13 protein-coding genes are annotated in these 16,781 nt (G+C 52.0%); 7 read left to right on the top strand and 6 right to left on the bottom strand.

Annotated elements, in window-relative coordinates:
* Positions 1-35 precede the first annotated feature (35 nt).
* Positions 36-1,976 (bottom strand): putative bifunctional diguanylate cyclase/phosphodiesterase, encoded by a 1,941-nt coding sequence (locus HUF19_RS00710; RefSeq protein ID WP_260998053.1) that lies wholly within the window; start codon positions 1,974-1,976, stop codon positions 36-38.
* Between the two features lie 153 nt (positions 1,977-2,129).
* On the opposite strand from HUF19_RS00710, the gene HUF19_RS00705 reads away from it, so the two are divergent.
* From HUF19_RS00705 to HUF19_RS00680, 6 genes are all read left to right on the top strand, one after another.
* Entirely contained in the window at positions 2,130-3,824 is a 1,695-nt protein-coding gene (locus HUF19_RS00705) for a sensor domain-containing diguanylate cyclase (protein ID WP_260998052.1), read from the top strand.
* 108 nt (positions 3,825-3,932) lie between these two features.
* Entirely contained in the window at positions 3,933-5,156 is a 1,224-nt protein-coding gene (locus tag HUF19_RS00700) for an acyl-CoA dehydrogenase family protein (protein WP_260998051.1), read from the top strand.
* A gap of 134 nt (positions 5,157-5,290) precedes the next feature.
* Positions 5,291-6,127, top strand: coding sequence for an SDR family oxidoreductase (locus HUF19_RS00695; RefSeq protein WP_145467077.1), 837 nt, complete (start codon positions 5,291-5,293; stop codon positions 6,125-6,127).
* Between the two features lies 1 nt (position 6,128).
* Complete coding sequence (locus HUF19_RS00690; RefSeq protein ID WP_260998050.1) at positions 6,129-7,226, top strand: phosphotransferase family protein; 1,098 nt, start codon at positions 6,129-6,131, stop codon at positions 7,224-7,226.
* A complete protein-coding gene (locus HUF19_RS00685; protein WP_260998049.1) occupies positions 7,226-7,918 on the top strand; it encodes a histidine phosphatase family protein in 693 nt (230 codons plus the stop codon). The genes HUF19_RS00690 and HUF19_RS00685 overlap by 1 nt, the downstream gene beginning before the upstream one ends.
* A gap of 23 nt (positions 7,919-7,941) precedes the next feature.
* Positions 7,942-8,712 (top strand): SDR family oxidoreductase, encoded by a 771-nt coding sequence (locus tag HUF19_RS00680; protein WP_230331342.1) that lies wholly within the window; start codon positions 7,942-7,944, stop codon positions 8,710-8,712.
* A gap of 72 nt (positions 8,713-8,784) precedes the next feature.
* Here the strand turns inward: HUF19_RS00680 and HUF19_RS00675 are convergent, their stop codons facing one another.
* The 5 genes from HUF19_RS00675 to gdhA all read right to left on the bottom strand — a co-directional run bounded on the left by HUF19_RS00675 (position 8,785) and on the right by gdhA (position 15,477).
* Positions 8,785-10,779, bottom strand: coding sequence for a GMC family oxidoreductase (locus HUF19_RS00675; RefSeq protein ID WP_260998048.1), 1,995 nt, complete (start codon positions 10,777-10,779; stop codon positions 8,785-8,787).
* A 12-nt stretch (positions 10,780-10,791) separates the two neighbouring features.
* Positions 10,792-11,286: a hypothetical protein gene (locus HUF19_RS00670; RefSeq protein ID WP_260998047.1), complete on the bottom strand. Its 495-nt coding sequence runs from the start codon at positions 11,284-11,286 to the stop codon at positions 10,792-10,794.
* Between the two features lie 11 nt (positions 11,287-11,297).
* Positions 11,298-12,614 carry a hypothetical protein gene (locus HUF19_RS00665; RefSeq protein ID WP_260998046.1) on the bottom strand — a complete coding sequence of 439 codons (1,317 nt, stop codon included), beginning with the start codon at positions 12,612-12,614 and terminating at the stop codon, positions 11,298-11,300.
* Between the two features lie 167 nt (positions 12,615-12,781).
* Positions 12,782-13,708, bottom strand: a complete 927-nt coding sequence (locus HUF19_RS00660; protein ID WP_260998045.1) for a DUF2608 domain-containing protein — start codon at positions 13,706-13,708, stop codon at positions 12,782-12,784.
* 425 nt (positions 13,709-14,133) lie between these two features.
* Positions 14,134-15,477: an NADP-specific glutamate dehydrogenase gene (gene gdhA, locus HUF19_RS00655; protein ID WP_260998044.1), complete on the bottom strand. Its 1,344-nt coding sequence runs from the start codon at positions 15,475-15,477 to the stop codon at positions 14,134-14,136.
* A 238-nt stretch (positions 15,478-15,715) separates the two neighbouring features.
* Between gdhA and HUF19_RS00650 the strand changes: the two genes are divergently transcribed.
* The gene (locus HUF19_RS00650; protein ID WP_260998043.1) at positions 15,716-16,768 is read left to right on the top strand and encodes an SMP-30/gluconolactonase/LRE family protein; all 1,053 of its coding nucleotides are present in this window, start codon (positions 15,716-15,718) and stop codon (positions 16,766-16,768) included.
* Positions 16,769-16,781 lie beyond the last annotated feature (13 nt).

The raw sequence follows: 16,781 nt of genomic DNA, 5'->3' as shown, positions 1-16,781 counted from the left end.
TGGTTCTGCTAATCACCGGGGACTGCTGAAGCCCATCACAACTCCGATGAATGCGGCAACTCCTGATGACTGTTATGAGTATTCAGCCATTCTGTCAATTCATGCTCGGGCAGTGCCTGCGACCAGAAATAGCCCTGAGCTTCATCACACCCCAGTTGTTTTAACAGACGCAGCGTTGCTTCGTCTTCCACGCCTTCGGCAACCGACTGCAACCCCAGACTGGCGGCCATCTGGATAATAGCCCTCACCAGAGGCTCATCGCGCTGGGAAACCCCCAGACCCGTTATAAAGGACTTATCAATTTTCAGCCGCGAGGCCTTAAAGCGGCGCAGATACCCCAGATTGGAATAACCGGTACCAAAATCATCGATGGCAAAAGACACACCCATTGTGTAAATGCCATCCAGCTGACGACTGATATCATCGCCTTCGCCTATTAACATCGATTCAGTTAACTCCAGCTCCAGCGCCGTTGCCGGTAAACCGGATTGACGCAGCACATGCTGAACATTCCGCTCCAGCAAACCATCGCGGAACTGTACATAAGACAGATTTACCGCAACCCCCACGTTGCTATGTCCCTGTTTACGCCAGCGCATACAGGCGGCACAGGCCTCCTGTAAGACCCAATGCCCTATATCTGCAATAACCCCACTGCTTTCGGCCAGAGGAATAAATTCATCGGGCGTAATATAAGAACCATCCTCCTGTGGCCAGCGGATTAATGCTTCAACGCCACAGACCCGGCCGTTGCTGATATCAATTTTAGGCTGATAAAACAGACGGAATTGTTTGTCTTTTAATGCCTGACGGATTTGCGTCATCAGATTAAATTTATCGATATTGGCGCGGCCCATATCGTCGTTATATATGCGGAAAACACTGCGGCCTTCATGCTTGGCCTGATACATCGCCAGATCTGCATATTTGCACAGGATGTTAAATTCCGTGCCATGCTCCGGTGCCAGCGCAATGCCGACCGAACCGGAGATTTCAATCTGGGTCTGCATAATAAAAAACGGTGTGGTCGCCGCTGCAGTCATACTTTGCGCCAGCCGGGTCAGCTGGTCTTCATCGCCATCCAGTGCCGCCATCAACAGAAACTCATCACCGCCAAAACGGCACAGCACATCATCAGGACGACTGAGGGCCTGTAAGCGCCCGGCAAGCTGCTGCAGTAATAAATCACCCGCCGCGTGTCCGAGTGAATCATTCACCGGTTTAAAGTTATCCAGATCGAGGAAAAAAACAGCCAGCGGCTGCTCGTCACGCAGGCAACGCTGATACAGGCGGGCATAAGATTCCTCAGCAAAGCGCCGGTTAGATAAACCGGTCAGCTGATCCTGACTGGCAAGCCGCGCAATGGTCTTCTGGCTGTTGCGTACCCGCTGGTTTTCTTCCTTCAGACCTTGCATAAGACGCCGCTGGTCACGCAATAACAGATAAGCGCTGAAGCCGGTAATAAGCAGAATCACATCGGTAAAAATCAGATGTTTGAATTCAACTTCCGGCAAAAAAGGATGAAAGTAACCGGTAATCGTCAGCCCGGCCATCAGCGAGCAATAACTGACAATAAAGAACAATAACCCGGAAAACAGCCGCACATTGCCCAGGATGGCGGCAAAGATCAGCACACCGGGATAACCCAGCACCGCCATATCGCGCACACCTCCGGAGTGCCAGGCCAGCACCGACAGCATAGCCGTCAGCGCCCAAAGAAGAATATTGGCAGCGATACCGGGCTGCTGCTGATGAGCAAACCAACCGGCCAGCACCAACACGGCACAGCCACCCAGTACGGTCATTTGTGTGTGCCCCGTCGCTACAAATGCCGCCAGCAGCAGCCCCATCAGCGTCAGGCTGGTGATCTGCAACAAACGCTTTGAGCGCAGAACACTGGCATCATGGCCCAGCAGCGGAACCTTGTTCTGATCCGGAGAAATAGCGGCATCCCCATAATGTTGTCTGTCTATCACTTTAGCCGCTGGCATGGGTTACGCTGTTTCCGTCTGCCGGAAATTTGTAACCAGTTATATCCTGAATCACACGATGTGACCGTAAACGCCTATCCTTTATGCGCGAGGGCCTGTTAACACTCATTAAGCAGGCCCTAATGAACAGGATATAACATGAACCTTCGCCCCCGGTTTTTACTGCTGACCACAGTTCTGATCGCGCTGATTGGTGCCGGCCTGTGGCTGCTCAGCCAACAGATTACATTGAGTGTCATGCAGGAATGGGCACTGCGCCACTTTGAAACCCAGGTAAAACTGGAGAAAACCCGCACCCTGCAACCCATCATCCGCGAAGTTACCCTTGCCCGGCAGTTTGCCGATTCACAGGTATTACGCGCCTGGGCCCGCCAGCCGGACAACGCACAGTTAAAGGCTCAGGCTCTGACAGAGATGGAGACCTTCCGTCATAACTTTGCCGACCAGAGCTATTTTGTTGCCCTGCGCGAATCCGGCGATTATTACCATAACAACGCCGCCAACGAGTTTGCCGGGGCCGAATACCGTTACACCCTGCGCGCCGATAATCCCAACGATCGCTGGTTTTACAGCATCATTGAGCAAAACCGCGATATTCATCTGAATGTGAATCCGGATATCCCACTGGGCGTCACCAAGCTGTGGATCGATGTATTACTGCGTGACGGCGATAACATCATAGGCGTGGTCGGTACCGGACTGGACCTCACCACCTTTATCGAGCAGGTTGTAAACCAGACCGAGCCCGGCATCAGCAACCTGTTTTTTGACCATGAAGGTGCAATACAGGTATCCCGTGACCCCAGCCAGATTAATTTTGCCAGCATCACCAAGCAGGCCAGTGAAAAGAAAACCGTGCAGCAGCTGCTGAATCATCCGGCCGAGCGCCGGCAATTAGAGCAGTTATTACCGCAGGTTATGCACAACCCCGGACAGGTCGGCAGCCTGTATCTCACCATAGACCAGCAGCGTTATCTGGCCGGAGTAATCTATCTGCCCGAGATCGACTGGTATGAAATGATCCTGCTCGACCTCAACACCCTGCTGCCACTCAGCACCTTCAATAATCTCTTTATTGCCGCCGCTCTTAGCCTGATCCTCGCACTGCTGCTGTTTCATCTGGCTCTGAACCGCTACATCCTCAGACCACTGGCCCTGCTCGAAGATGCAGTCCAGCAGTTACGCTCCGGCCAGCACACCGTCCCCCTGCTGCCACGCCACCGCGCCGGTGAAGTCGGCCGGCTGCTGCGTCATTTTCAGGAAATGGCTGCCAGTACTCTGCTGGCGCGCAGCGAACTGGAACAGAAAGTACGGGAAAGAACCGAAGCGCTCGAACGCCTGACCCAGACCGATACCCTTACCGGCCTGCTCAACCGTCGTGGCATGACCCGGCAACTCAGCCTCGAATATGAACGCCTGCAACGCGAAGGTGAGCCCTTTGGCCTGATCTGGCTGGATCTTGATCACTTCAAAAGCATTAATGACCATTACGGTCACGCCTGCGGTGATCAGGCGCTGATAACCACGGCCAGTATTATTACCGACCAGCTGCGCCCGTATGACCATGCCGCCCGCTGGGGGGGCGATGAATTCCTGATTCTGATCCGCACCGATGATCAGCAATTGCTTGATCAGCTGGGCGAACGCCTGTGCCAGGCCATCGCCGCACAGCAGCAGGTGCTCGACAATCAGCAACGGCCTATCCCTCTTACCCTCAGTGCCGGCAGCTACCTGGCACGCACTCACGACCGTCTTGAGCACATCCTGTCAGCCGCCGACAAGGCGCTGTATCAGGCCAAGCAGAATGGCCGCAACCACTACTGCAGAGCCTGAAAGGTATAAGTGGCATAAATACCGACTGATTCAGATTATTCAGTTCATAGATAAATTATCCCGCCGTAGACTGGCTTGTATTGATCATCCACTCTACGGAGCATCCCTATGGATTTTGAACATTCAGCCAAAGCGCAGGACTACATCAAACGCGTCAAAGAGTTCATGAAAAATGAAATCGAACCGGTTGAAGAGAACTACCTGCGCGAGCTGCACAGCCTCGATAACAAGTGGGTGGTTCTGCCCATCATCGAAGAACTGAAAGCCAAGGCCCGCGCCGCTGGTCTGTGGAATATGTTCCTGCCAGACGAACACTATGGTGCCGGCCTGAGCACTCAGGAATACGCCGCTGTGGCCGAGCTGACCGGCCGTTCTTTTATCGCTCCGGAAATTTTTAACTGCAACGCGCCTGACACCGGCAATATGGAAGTGCTGGAAAAATACGGCACTAAAGAGCAGCAGGAGCAATGGCTGAAGCCGCTGCTGGCCGGTGAAATCCGCTCCGCCTTCTGTATGACCGAGCCGGGTGTCGCCTCCTCTGACGCCACCAATATGGAAGCCACGGCCACCGTTGAAGGTGATGAAGTGGTACTGAACGGCCGCAAATGGTGGAGTACAGGCATCGGCCATCCGAACTGCAAAGTCGGTATTTTTATGGGCCTGACCAACCCCGATGCACCGCGCCATCAGCAGCACTCTATGGTGCTGTTCCCGTTCGATGCGCCGGGCGTAAAAATCGAACGTATGCTGCCGGTGTTCGGTTTCTACGATGAGCCTTATGGCCACGGCGAAGTCAGCTTCGATAACGTGCGCGTACCACTGAGCAATATGATCGCCGGCCCCGGCCGTGGTTTCGAAATTGCCCAGGGCCGCCTTGGACCTGGCCGTATCCACCACTGCATGCGCCTGATCGGCATGGCGGAAAAAGCGCTGGAACTGATGTGTATCCGCGCCGCCAGCCGTACCGCATTCCACAAACCACTGATGAACCTGGGTGGTAACCGCGACATCATCGCCAACGCCCGAATGAACATCGAGCAGGCACGTCTGCTGGTCATGAAAGCCGCCTGGATGATCGACAAGGTCGGTGCCATGGGAGCGATGAGTGAAATCTCCCAGATCAAAGTGATTGCGCCGAGCATGGCCCAGCAGATCATTGATGCCGCCATGCAGATGCACGGTGGTGGCGGCCTGTCCGAAGACCTGCCGCTGGCGGGTCTGTACACCGCAGCCCGCGCCCTGCGTCTGGCCGATGGTCCGGACGAAGTACACCGTGGCCTGATCGCCAAGATCGAAATGATGAAATACAAAAAATATATGAAAGAAGCCTGAGGCTGCCTGCGGCCGTCTGACGTCTGACGGCCGCGCTTATGTCACAAACGCCCCTTAACAGGCCATTAAGCACACAACACAATCAGAATCATTCCAGCGGCGCCTTCAGCCGCTGCTGCATTTGAGGATACGGGATGAAAAAGGTACTGATCACCGGCGCCGCCAGCGGACTGGGCCGGGCACTGGCTCTGCGGTTTGCTAAAACAGGCGCAGACATCTGCATCGCAGATATCAATATGGGCGGTGCAGCCGAAACGCTGAACATGGTCGAACAGGCCGGCGGTAAAGGCTGGATCTACGAACTGAACGTCACCGTCCCGGAACAGTGGGCCCTGCTCGAACAGGAAGTGAAAAAACGCTGGGGCGGAATCGACGTTGTGATTAACAACGCCGGGGTAGCGACCGGTGACCGTATCGAAGCCGGTGAATGGGCCTGGTGGGATTGGGTGATCGACATCAACCTGAAAGGCGTTGCCCTTGGCTGCCGTACCTTCACGCCGATGATGAAAGAACAGGGCAGCGGTTATTTTATTAACGTCGCCTCTCTGGCCGGCCTGATGAAAGCGCCGTCGATGGCCTCTTACAACGCCACCAAAGCGGCCGTGGTTGCCATCTCCGAAACCATGCATTTCGAGCTTAAGCCTTACGGCATCGGCACCACCGCCCTGTGTCCGGGCTTCTTCCGCACCAACCTCAATCACGGCATGAAAACCTCCGACCCGGATATGCTGAAGTTTGTCGATAAAGTGTTCGCCGCTTCCGCACTGGATGCCGAAGACATTGCCGACGCGGCTTACCAGGCAATGGTGAAAAAGCAGATGATCTGCAATCCGCATCCGGTTGGCCGTCGCGCCTATTTCATCAAGCAATACCTGCCATTCCTCTACCGTCGCGAGATGGACAAAATGGCGCTGGGCCTGAAGAAGCGCGAAGATCAGCGCAAAGCCTTTAAAGAGGGAAAGGACGCCTGATATGAGTGAACAGTTTATCGATGAAGCCAGGGCACTGCGTGACAGCGATGCCTTTGATATTCAGGCCGTGCACAACTGGCTGAAAGTGCAGGGCCATGACTATGGTGACGAACTACCTGCCGTTAAGCAGTTTTCCGGTGGCGCATCGAACCTGACCTATCACCTCAAATACGCCGACCAGTACAGCAATAACGATCTGATTCTGCGTCGCCCACCGGCCGGCCACAAAGCCGCCGGGGCGCACGATATGAAACGTGAGTACAGCGTGATGGATCGTCTTAAACCTGTGTACCCCTTCGTGCCGAAAATGATCGCCTTCTGCGAAGACGACAGCGTACTGGGCAGCGACTTCTACGTGATGGAACGGATGCGCGGCATTATTCCGCGCGGCAATCTGCCACGCGGTATGAACCTCAGCAAAGAACAGGCGCGCGCACTCTGTATTTCGGTATTCGACAAACTGATCGACCTGCATCAGGTCGATTATCAGGCCAATCGCCTGGACGATCTGGGCAAAGGCGCAGGCTATGTGCAGCGTCAGGTTGAAGGCTGGAGTGGTCGTTTTGTTAAATCCAAAACCTGGAATGTCCCCAGCTTTAACAAAACCATGCAATGGCTGAAGGCCAATATGCCGGCGGATGTAAAAACCTGCATCATTCATAACGATTACCGTATGGATAACGTCGTGCTTAATCCGGATAACCCCGGCGAAATTATCGGCGTGCTGGACTGGGAAATGGCCACCCTCGGTGATCCGTTAATGGATCTCGGCGGCGCTCTGGCGTATTGGGTTCAGGCCGACGACGACTTTTTAATGCGTGCAATCCGCCGTCAGCCAAGCCATTTACCCGGCATGCTGACACGGCAGGAAATTGTCGACTATTACTGCGAAAAAATGGGACTGGATGCGAAGCTCTGGCCATTTTACGAAGTATTCGGATTATTCCGTCTGGCCGTCATCGTGCAGCAGATTTATTACCGCTATCACCATAAGCAAACCGATAACCCGGCCTTTAAAAATTTCTGGTTATTTGTCCATTACCTGAACTGGCGTTGTAACCGCATTATGAAAAAAGCCCGTAAGGCTGGTTTTAAATAATGGCCGGTATTTATCTGGTACGTCACGGTCAGGCCGGATTCGGTAAGCTGAATTACGATCAGTTGTCTGACACCGGTCACCTGCAGGGCGAATTAGTCGGTAAATCCCTGGCGCTGCGCGGTATTGAGGCCGGCATGGTTGTGCATGGCGCGATGCAGCGCCACCGCGAAACCATGCAGGGTGCGCAAAAGCACTGGCATACCTTTGGCCCGGTCAGCGAGATGGCCGGATTCAATGAGTTTGATTCCGACGATGTGATCGCCTGTGCTTACCCGCAATTTAAAAATAAAGCGGTGCTGGGCGCCTGGATTCTGGCTCAGCCCAATAAACGTAAAGCCTTTCAGGAATTATTTGCCAACGCGGTTGAGCGCTGGACCAGCGGCAATCACGACAGCGATTATCTGGAGTCCTGGGCGGCATTTACCGGACGGGTAACAGCCGCCTTAGAGGAATTACTGACCCGGGCTGAGGGCAAGCATGTGGTGGTATTTACCTCCGGCGGCCCTATTACCGCCATTGCCCAGCAGTGCCTTGGTTTAAGCCACGATAAAGCTTTTGATATGAACTGGACGCTGCTGAATGGTGGCATTACCCAATTGCTGTATAACAGTAAAGGGAAAGTCAGCCTGGCATCGTTTAACGAACAACAACATCTGGCTCAGGCCGGAAAACATTTTCTGACGTATCGCTGAGAAGCATAAAAAGGGAGTCCATTATGAACCCACAAGAACTGTTTAACCTGTCTGGCCGTGTTGCTCTGGTTACCGGCGCCAGCCGTGGTATCGGCGAAAGCATTGCCAAACTGCTGGCCGCAAGCGGCGCACACGTTATTGTTTCCAGCCGTAAAATCGACGGTTGCCAGCGTGTTGCTGACGAAATTAAAGAAGCCGGCGGCAGCGCTGAAGCACTGGCCTGCCATATAGGTGAAATGGATCAGATTGAAGCCTGCTTCAAAGCTATTGAAGAAAAACACGGCAAGCTAAACATTCTGATTAACAACGCGGCCGCCAACCCATACTTCGGCCACGTGCTGGATACCGGTCTGGACGCTTTCCAGAAAACCGTTGATGTGAATATCCGTGGTTACTTCTTTATGTCGTCGATGGGCGCAAAATTAATGAAGAAAAACGGCGGTGGCTCCATCGTTAACGTTGCTTCTGTTAACGGCGTGATTCCGGGTGATATGCAGGGTATTTACTCCATTACCAAAGCATCCGTTATTGCCATGACCAAAACCTTCGCCAAAGAATGTGCGCAACTGGGCATCCGTGTAAATGCCCTGCTGCCAGGTCTGACCGATACCAAATTCGCCAGCACCCTGACCAGCAACGACGCCATCCTGAAAATGGCGATGATGCATATTCCGATGAAGCGCGTGGCTATGCCGGAAGAGATGGCAGGTACTGTGTTGTATCTGGCCTCTGATGCTTCCAGCTACACCACCGGTGCTGCCATTAACGTCGATGGTGGTTATCTGTTGGTGTAAACCGCAGTCTTCAGCATAAAGAAAAAAAGCGGGCTTTAAGCCCGCTTTTTTTTGCTTTTTACACTTAACCGCTCAGCTATTCAGATCCTCCAGAATATGTCCGGCCGCCTGAAATGCCAGAGCAGCAATGGTCAGGGTCGGATTACCTGTGGCAATGGTCGGGAAGACACCACTGCCCACCATATACAGGTTATCGTGATCCCAGGATTGCTGACGGGAATTCAGCACAGATGTCGCTTTGTTATCCCCCATCCGGTAAGTACCAACGATATGACCTGCACCATAAAATCTGAAATTATGGGTCACACCTTTATCGTCTTTATACTGGAAATTAGTCGCTGTCAGCTCCTCAGGCTTACCACTGAATACCGGCGCACCAGGATCTTTGGTGTATTCGGTTGCGCCTACTTTGGCAAACAGTTCCGTCGTCAGTTCTTTCGCTGAGACAAACGCTTTGCGCTCGTAGTCAGAAGCCAGACGATAGGTAACATGCGGACGCGGCAAGCCCAGATTATCTTTCAGCGTTGTTGATAACTGCACGCGGTTTTCCGGATCGGGAAGCTGCTCAATCAGATACCCCAGACGTAACTGCCGGGTATAAACACCGTTAAGGGTATTCACCAGTTGCTTACCAAACAGTTTGCTGAAAGCCGGTAACTGCGGATTAAAACGCAGCTCCTCACCCTGCTGATTTTTCGAATTACCATTCAGCTGGGAATTGTTCTGACCGAAAACAAAATCAGCCAGCGTTGTACCCGGATCATCAGCCGCCCATTGCCAGCCTTCGTTGCCAATTTCAATACGATACGCTGAACGATCCTTACGGAATGCGCCATCACGCAAGGATTCGATACCGGATGTCGACAGCGGCCCACGGTAGGGGAAAATCGGATCTTTCGCCAATCCCCAGCCGAGATACATAACGTGATCCATCAGATTGCGTCCAACCTGATCACTGCTGTTGGCCACGCCGTTTTCAAAACCCGGATTTTTATTCGACATTAATAGCAGTTTTGGCGTTTCAATCGCATGAGCTGCCAGTACATAGCGTTCGGCAACAGCGGTACCTGAACCAGTAGCAATACCATTCGGCTGGTCATACGTCAGATAATCAATGCCACAGACCTGTTGTTTATCATCGAGACGGATATTACAGGCCACATGCTGGTACCTGATCTCGACATTATCGGTTTGTTCTGCCCGTGCCAGAGTTACCGTAGCATCGTACTTCGCCTGAATCGGACAGATAGGAATACAGTTAGTGTTACCGGCACACTGACGCCGCTCATCCGGACGTGAATTCCGGCCCTGCGGGGTTGGTGTAACGTAAACCGGATTCCCTTCGTAGGTCATATCGGTTATGCCAGCGTACAGTTCATCCTGCAGTGTCTGATCAATACCCGGCATAGGAAAATTATAATCACTGCCATAAATGCCTTCCGGATTCACATAAAACTGGCGATACAGTTTTTCCATCGCGGCTTTGTCACCGGAAACGCCGATCTCTTTTGCCGCCGTTTCATAAAACGGCACCAGAGACTGATAAAAGGCATCACCACCCGGCCAGTCTTCGCCCTGCCCGTACAGGGTTTTCATTTTAAAATCTTCCGGAAAAAGGCGCAGACAGGTGCCGAGCCAGTGCCAGGTTGTTCCGCCACCCAAACGTTCGTAGGAACTGGCAAAAGCAAAATTAGCATTCAGACTGGTGCCGTCGATACCTTCAACCTGAGAAGGATAGTCAAAATAACACTGGTCTTTTTTCTGCCAGGCGCCGACCTGAAGTACGGTATAGCGCGGAATATTTTCTCCGGCCGGATTGGGCAAACCCAGCGGATTATTCGCACTTGAAGGCACAGCCCCCTGTGTTGCCGGTGGGTACGGTGATTCCGGTGTTTTGGCATTGGCTTTGTAAAAGGTTTCCATATAACCGGAGCGGTCGGCCGGAACGGTCGGGCCGCTTTCCAGTATCAGTACTTTTTTACCGGCCAGACCGAGCTGATACGCCACTATTGCACCGGAAATTCCGGAGCCGACAATCACCACATCGTATTTGCTTGTATTCGTCATGATTTCTTCTCCTTAATTACCGGTATAGTCGCTGAGTGCAGGTGGTTGCTCTGCCCAATAACCGTAACGGTAATTGGAATCCCCCATCGGGTGAGCCTGCATAACCTGCCATACCAGACCTGAGGTGTAAGACTCGGCAGATAAAAGAGAAGACGTTGTAACGCCTCCGGTTTCAGTCCCTGGCTGGGCATTCACATCCGGCCAGGCCCCCATGTACCAGAGGAATATCAGTTTCTGACAGGCGAGAACAAAGGCGGATGAATTATTGCCATTCATTAATTGTTCACCAATTTCTTCATCGCTTTTTCCGGCAGCCTGAAGTTCGGCATATTGCTGAAGAATGGTATTGACCAGATTGGCATCGCCTGTTTCCTGAGCAATATTTTCTGTCCAGCTTTGCAGGTACAGGTTTTTAATATTGGTGGTATCCAGCCGGGGAGCCAGAATGTCTTGTGCAAAGCCGGTAAGAACCGAGCTTAAGCCAACAAATGTGCTCATAATATCCATATGCTTTCTCCTTATTGGGCGCGCTGCAGCAGGTAGGTAAAGTCAGAAAATTTGCCACTGGTCATGGTGGCATTGTTGTGACACTGAATGCAGCTTGAAGAGGTCTGCCGTACAGTCCCCTGAATATAGGTTTCCAGTGTTGTATTCGCGAGGAAGGCCGGAGCCGGTGCACCGGTAGGATCGGTTTTGCTGCCAGCCTTCGTTGGCCACTGAGTACTGATAAGCTCGTAATTAACCCACACAGAACCGGGCACCAGTTTTTCCAGCGCTGCCTGATAACTGGCATTCAGTTCTTTGGTTGGTTTATCCAGAGCAATAACCCGCATCACCTGACTTGGCTGAGTATAAGGATTACCAGGGTTCCATGGCCGTGGCGGCGGAGTATTGACCGCTGCACAATCCGTGCAATTAGGTTTGTAATAGTTGTAGTGCTTTTTATTGATTGCTTCGCCCTGAGTAGGAGCGTTATCCACATGCTCAAATGTGGACCAGATCCACTGCGGGTTACCTTTCAGCTTGGTGCCGATATGAAAACCAACCAGACCAACTGTCTGTAATTTACAGGCCGCTTTTACCCCGGCATGTTCATCCGGGTTATCGTAAACATAGGCTCTGGTTGTGTGGAATTTTTCAGGATTGTCATTTTTACCAAGAACCTTCCACGAGGCTTTAAGCATAATTGAACCCACCTGAGAGTCGGTTCCGAAAGGAAAATCTGCTTTTTTACCAAAGGCTTCCTGACCCGATTTTGAATACAGATTTTTTTCTGCAATGTAGTTAAACATCACGTCATTGGTCAGAATCTCAAAGCGTGTGTACTGGCCATTCTGATCAACCAGCGGGCCTGTCTGAAACGGTTCTGCACTTTCATCCAGAACGTTATTCGGTACTTTGGCAATCTGATTCAGAACAGGTAAATCCTGATCGCCGCATACCGATGGTGGCGGTAAATCTTTTCCCCATGGCGGCGGAGTCGCACCATCCGGCAAAAATATATCGCGGCTTTCTTTATAGGTTTGCCAGACAGTTACGGCACCCGGCTTCTGACCGATGTTGACACTGGTATCGGCGACACCAACCGAAGCTGCCGGCCAGTTAAGTGCGACAAACGATTCCCACGAAAATACATCAAAATCGTGCTGCAGGGATTCCAGAGAAAAAGGCTCATGAAACTGAGCGTCTGCTGGTAATACCGGGCTGATCACCGGAAGTGGAGTTGCGGCAAGCTGACCGGCAGCGGCCGGTTTACTTTCGGTTGCAGTGGTGTTGCAGGCACTGAGCAGCAGGGCTGCGGGCAGTGCACTAAACAACAGCGTTGAGTTCTTCATAGCTAAGTCCTTTGCTGAAGTGTCGGTCGTCTGTTCTCTGCCTGCAGATAACTCTGCAAAAACACAGCAAAAATCAGATCAGTGATGTCCGGTGAAGAGCACCGGAAAGAAGATGTATTTATTATTATTTTTAGCGGCCAGCGGGTGCTCACCTGCTGACCGAATTTTTATTGAACCGAAGGTTTCTGCATGGTTTTGCCAAGCACTGTTTTCAGCGCCTGCCAGCGTTCATTTGCTTTTTTCTGATAGGCCGCACTCATAGGCCCGGCAGTAAGGGCCTCTTTATGCTTTTGCAGATGAGTATAGTGAATGGCTTTTACGTTGTATTTCGTACTGTTTTTAAACGCGGCATAAACGTCTTTAACATTTTCCAGAGTGTCATCGATAAACAGGATATTGCGGATGGGGCGTTGCGTGTTCGCCTTACTCAGCAGGCATTGCAACATCAAGCCTTTATTCTGTCCGGCAACATACATAACGCCCTGCCGGTAACTTACAGGTCTTACATTACGGTCGGCACAGGGCATAAAAGGGCTGGCCAGTGATGGCTGTCCTTCAGGCATTATTAATGTATTAGCAGCAATCAATGCCAGTAACGGTTGGCTTAAAGAAGATTTAGTCTGCAGATAACTCAGTTGATTTTCTGTTGCCGAAATATCGCCACCACCACGCGCAGTTTCTACCAGCAGACGCACACCCGAATTGGTCAGCTGCTGAAGCACAAGCGGTAAATCGGCTTCGGTATAATCCATAAAATTCACCGCAAACAGAGCCGAGCCAATGGCAAACAGCTCATCGTCACTGGAAGCAACGCGGTATGGAGAGGGAGTGCCAATCAGTGTCTGCTGCCAACTGCTCCAGGCCGGGCCTCCCAGATACTGACACTTATCCGTATCTTTGCTGTCGCTGCAGGGCATCATCGTCAGCGTGTCATCATCATCCATCACCAGCAGCGTTTCCTGTGGCACACCAAGATTGCTGATAACCGCAGCAACCATGCGGAAGCTGTCTGCGCTCAGCACCTCTGCGGCGCTCCATGCCTGAACTGGCAACAGTGCCAGGCAAAGCACTAACGTAGTAATCCGTTTACTCATCGTCCGTCCTCCATGGATAAACCTGCATCTGTCCCGGCTAAGGGCATAAAGCAGTCTTCAATAAAGAACCGGGGATTTCAATTGCAATCCGATGAATCCTGCCGATACCGGAAAACATCATGATGAAAGAAGCAACTAACTAATAAAAATGCATTAGCTGCTTTCCTCTGTCTGCGTTAGAGCACAAAAAACGGAAAACGAAATATCAAATTCCGGAGTCAAACGCAGACCCTTAAGTACAATTTCTCCGAAGCAGAGAGGTACATTAAGTGGTAGCGAAAATTCGATTATCCTGACAGCCATTCTGAACATGGCGATACCAGATAAAAAGATGGAGGATTATTTACTGCCGGAACGACAGTTAAACAGCAACTAAAATATGGCGATAACGGCGGCCTGTTACAGGACGCCGTTATTTTTTAGCTTCAGATTACACCCTGCGCCAGCATGGCATCGGCAACTTTCACAAAACCAGCGATATTCGCACCATCAACATAGCTTACCGTTCCATCATCACGGCAACCGTATTTGAGACAGGCACGGTGAATACCCTGCATAATTTCCAGCAAACGGGCATCAACCTCTTCGCTGCTCCAGCACAGGCGCATTGCGTTCTGGCTCATCTCCAGACCTGAGGTTGCAACACCACCGGCATTGCTCGCCTTACCCGGTGCAAAAAGCACAGAGTGTTGCTCAAACACACTGATGGCTTCTGCGGTACAGGGCATGTTGGCGCCTTCAGCAATGCACTGCACGCCGTTTTTAACCAGTGCCTGCGCATCGTCCTCATTCAGTTCATTCTGGGTTGCGCATGGCAGCGCCACATCCACCGGAATATGCCACGGCGTACGGCCGGCCATATAAGGCAGACCCGCGGCTTTGGCATAGTCTTCCACCCGGCCATAGCGTTCATTTTTGATGGTCATCAGCAGTGCCAGTTTTTCTGCATCAAAACCTTCTTCGTCGTAGACCGTACCGCTGCTGTCCGAGACGCAGACAACAATCGCGCCCAGCTGCATGGCTTTTTCTGCGGCGTACTGCGCAACATTACCGGAACCTGAGATACCAACACGCATTCCCTCCAGAGAGCGGCCGGCATGCAACAGCATTTCCTGAGCAAAATAAACAGTGCCATAACCTGTTGCCTGCGGACGGATTAAAGAGCCGCCAAAACTCAGGCCTTTACCGGTAAATACACAATCAGAACGGTTGGTCAGCTTGCGCAACATGCCAGCCATGTAGCCGATTTCACGCGCTCCAACACCGATGTCCCCCGCCGGCACATCGGTATCGGAACCGATATGACGGTACAGTTCGCTGATAAAGGCCTGACAGAAACGCATGATCTCACCCTGGCTTTTACCCTTTGGATTAAAGTCAGAGCCGCCTTTACCTGCACCCATTGGCAGAGTGGTCAGGGCATTCTTGAACATCTGCTCAAAGGCCAGAAACTTCAGTACAGACTGATTCACCGACGGGTGAAAACGCAGGCCGCCTTTATAAGGCCCGATCGCAGCACTGTGCTGCACACGGTAGCCACGGTTAACCTGCACGTCGCCGTTGTCGTCCACCCAGGACACACGGAACTGAATGATACGCTCAGCCTCAATCAGTCGTTCCAGCAGCCCCTGTTCGGCGTAATGAGGATGAGTGGTAATAAAAGGCCACAGACTCTCCATCACCTCAGCAACGGCCTGCAGATATTCAGGCTGACCAGGGTTTCGCTGAGCAACAACATCAAGAAAATCTTTTACTGACTCGTAACGCATAACAGCTCTCGTATAACGCGTGAATGGCACACCACCAACGCGCATAACGCCCTGCTATGGTGCAAAGGCGTTATTTTTGCCAAACATGGCTTAAAAAGCATCTGATTTCTTAATATTTTTAACATTAATATGCCTGACAGGTCGTACAGCACTGAATATCCCTGTTACGGCTATGGCAATATTGCCCCTGTGCAACCCGCGTTCAGCCCAACATAATCAAATAAAAAAGGACATTCAGATGCTGAAAAAACTGCTGTTGATCACCGGACTGGCGCTGGCCGGCGCTGTTTTGTGGCCCTCTCCTATCGACTCTGTTGCGGTTAACGCCTCACGTCCTCTGGCCTTCGCCGGTGTTCTGGCGACGAACGATATGCTGCAAAGCACACAGATAACCAAACTGCCGGCCGGCAAAGCCGGTGGTGAAGATATTGCCAAAGATAAGCTCGGTTGCTTATACACAGGCACGCTCGACGGCAGCATTCTGCGCAAGTGCCCGTACAGTGATTGGGAAACGCTGACCAACACAGGTGGCCGGCCACTGGGGCTGCATTTTGACAGCGAGCAGAATCTGATTATTGCCGACGCAGAAAAAGGCCTGCTGAGCATGAGCCCGACCGCCAAAATCAGTGTGCTGGCCGACCGCTATAACAATGAAAAACTGGGCGTTGTCGACGATGTGGATATCGGCGCCGACGGCACCATTTATTTCTCCGATGCCAGTAACCGTTATGCACTGAAAGATATCGTGCTCGACATTCTTGATGGCCGCCCGTCCGGGCGTTTATTTGCGTTTAATCCACAGAATAAAAGCCTGACGTTATTGGCCGATGGTTTTGCCTTTGCCAATGGCGTGGCGGTGTCGGCCGATCAGAGCTATGTACTGATTAACGAAACCTTTACCTATCAGATCAGTAAGGTCTGGTTAACCGGCCCTAAAGCCGGACAGAAAGAAATCCTGCTGGATAAATTGCCCGGCCTGCCGGATGGCATTGCCCGCGCCGCTGATGGCACTTACTGGGTTGCCATGTACGGCCTGCGGCCAAAACTGGTGGATAAATTCCACGCTAACCCATGGGTAAAAAATCAGCTGGCTAAATTGCCCAAATCGTTAGCACCAGTACCCAAACCTTACGGCCTGATTCTGCAGATTAGTGCTCAGGGTGAAATATTGCAGAGCCTGCACGACCAGGCAGCGGTTGCGATTGGCGAAGTAACCTCAGTTCAGCCGGAAGATGACGGGCTGTATCTGGGGACATTGCATATGGACCGGATTGGTAAGTGGGCTTTCTGAAGATTGTTATATC

The organism is Thalassolituus hydrocarboniclasticus, from assembly GCF_025345565.1.
Lineage (GTDB): Bacteria > Pseudomonadota > Gammaproteobacteria > Pseudomonadales > Oceanobacteraceae > Venatoribacter > Venatoribacter hydrocarboniclasticus.
This window is presented reverse-complemented; position numbering and strand designations above follow the sequence as displayed.

What these genes read in the sequence shown, in the direction of transcription:
- HUF19_RS00705 (WP_260998052.1), top strand. Translation starts at nt 2,130, where the DNA reads ATGAACCTTCGCCCCCGGTTTTTACTGCTGACCACAGTTCTGATCGCG.
- HUF19_RS00700 (WP_260998051.1), top strand. Translation starts at nt 3,933, where the DNA reads ATGGATTTTGAACATTCAGCCAAAGCGCAGGACTACATCAAACGCGTC.
- HUF19_RS00695 (WP_145467077.1), top strand. Translation starts at nt 5,291, where the DNA reads ATGAAAAAGGTACTGATCACCGGCGCCGCCAGCGGACTGGGCCGGGCA.
- HUF19_RS00690 (WP_260998050.1), top strand. Translation starts at nt 6,129, where the DNA reads ATGAGTGAACAGTTTATCGATGAAGCCAGGGCACTGCGTGACAGCGAT.
- HUF19_RS00685 (WP_260998049.1), top strand. Translation starts at nt 7,226, where the DNA reads ATGGCCGGTATTTATCTGGTACGTCACGGTCAGGCCGGATTCGGTAAG.
- HUF19_RS00680 (WP_230331342.1), top strand. Translation starts at nt 7,942, where the DNA reads ATGAACCCACAAGAACTGTTTAACCTGTCTGGCCGTGTTGCTCTGGTT.
- HUF19_RS00675 (WP_260998048.1), bottom strand. Translation starts at nt 10,779, where the DNA reads ATGACGAATACAAGCAAATACGATGTGGTGATTGTCGGCTCCGGAATT.
- HUF19_RS00670 (WP_260998047.1), bottom strand. Translation starts at nt 11,286, where the DNA reads ATGGATATTATGAGCACATTTGTTGGCTTAAGCTCGGTTCTTACCGGC.
- HUF19_RS00665 (WP_260998046.1), bottom strand. Translation starts at nt 12,614, where the DNA reads ATGAAGAACTCAACGCTGTTGTTTAGTGCACTGCCCGCAGCCCTGCTG.
- HUF19_RS00660 (WP_260998045.1), bottom strand. Translation starts at nt 13,708, where the DNA reads ATGAGTAAACGGATTACTACGTTAGTGCTTTGCCTGGCACTGTTGCCA.
- gdhA (WP_260998044.1), bottom strand. Translation starts at nt 15,477, where the DNA reads ATGCGTTACGAGTCAGTAAAAGATTTTCTTGATGTTGTTGCTCAGCGA.
- HUF19_RS00650 (WP_260998043.1), top strand. Translation starts at nt 15,716, where the DNA reads ATGCTGAAAAAACTGCTGTTGATCACCGGACTGGCGCTGGCCGGCGCT.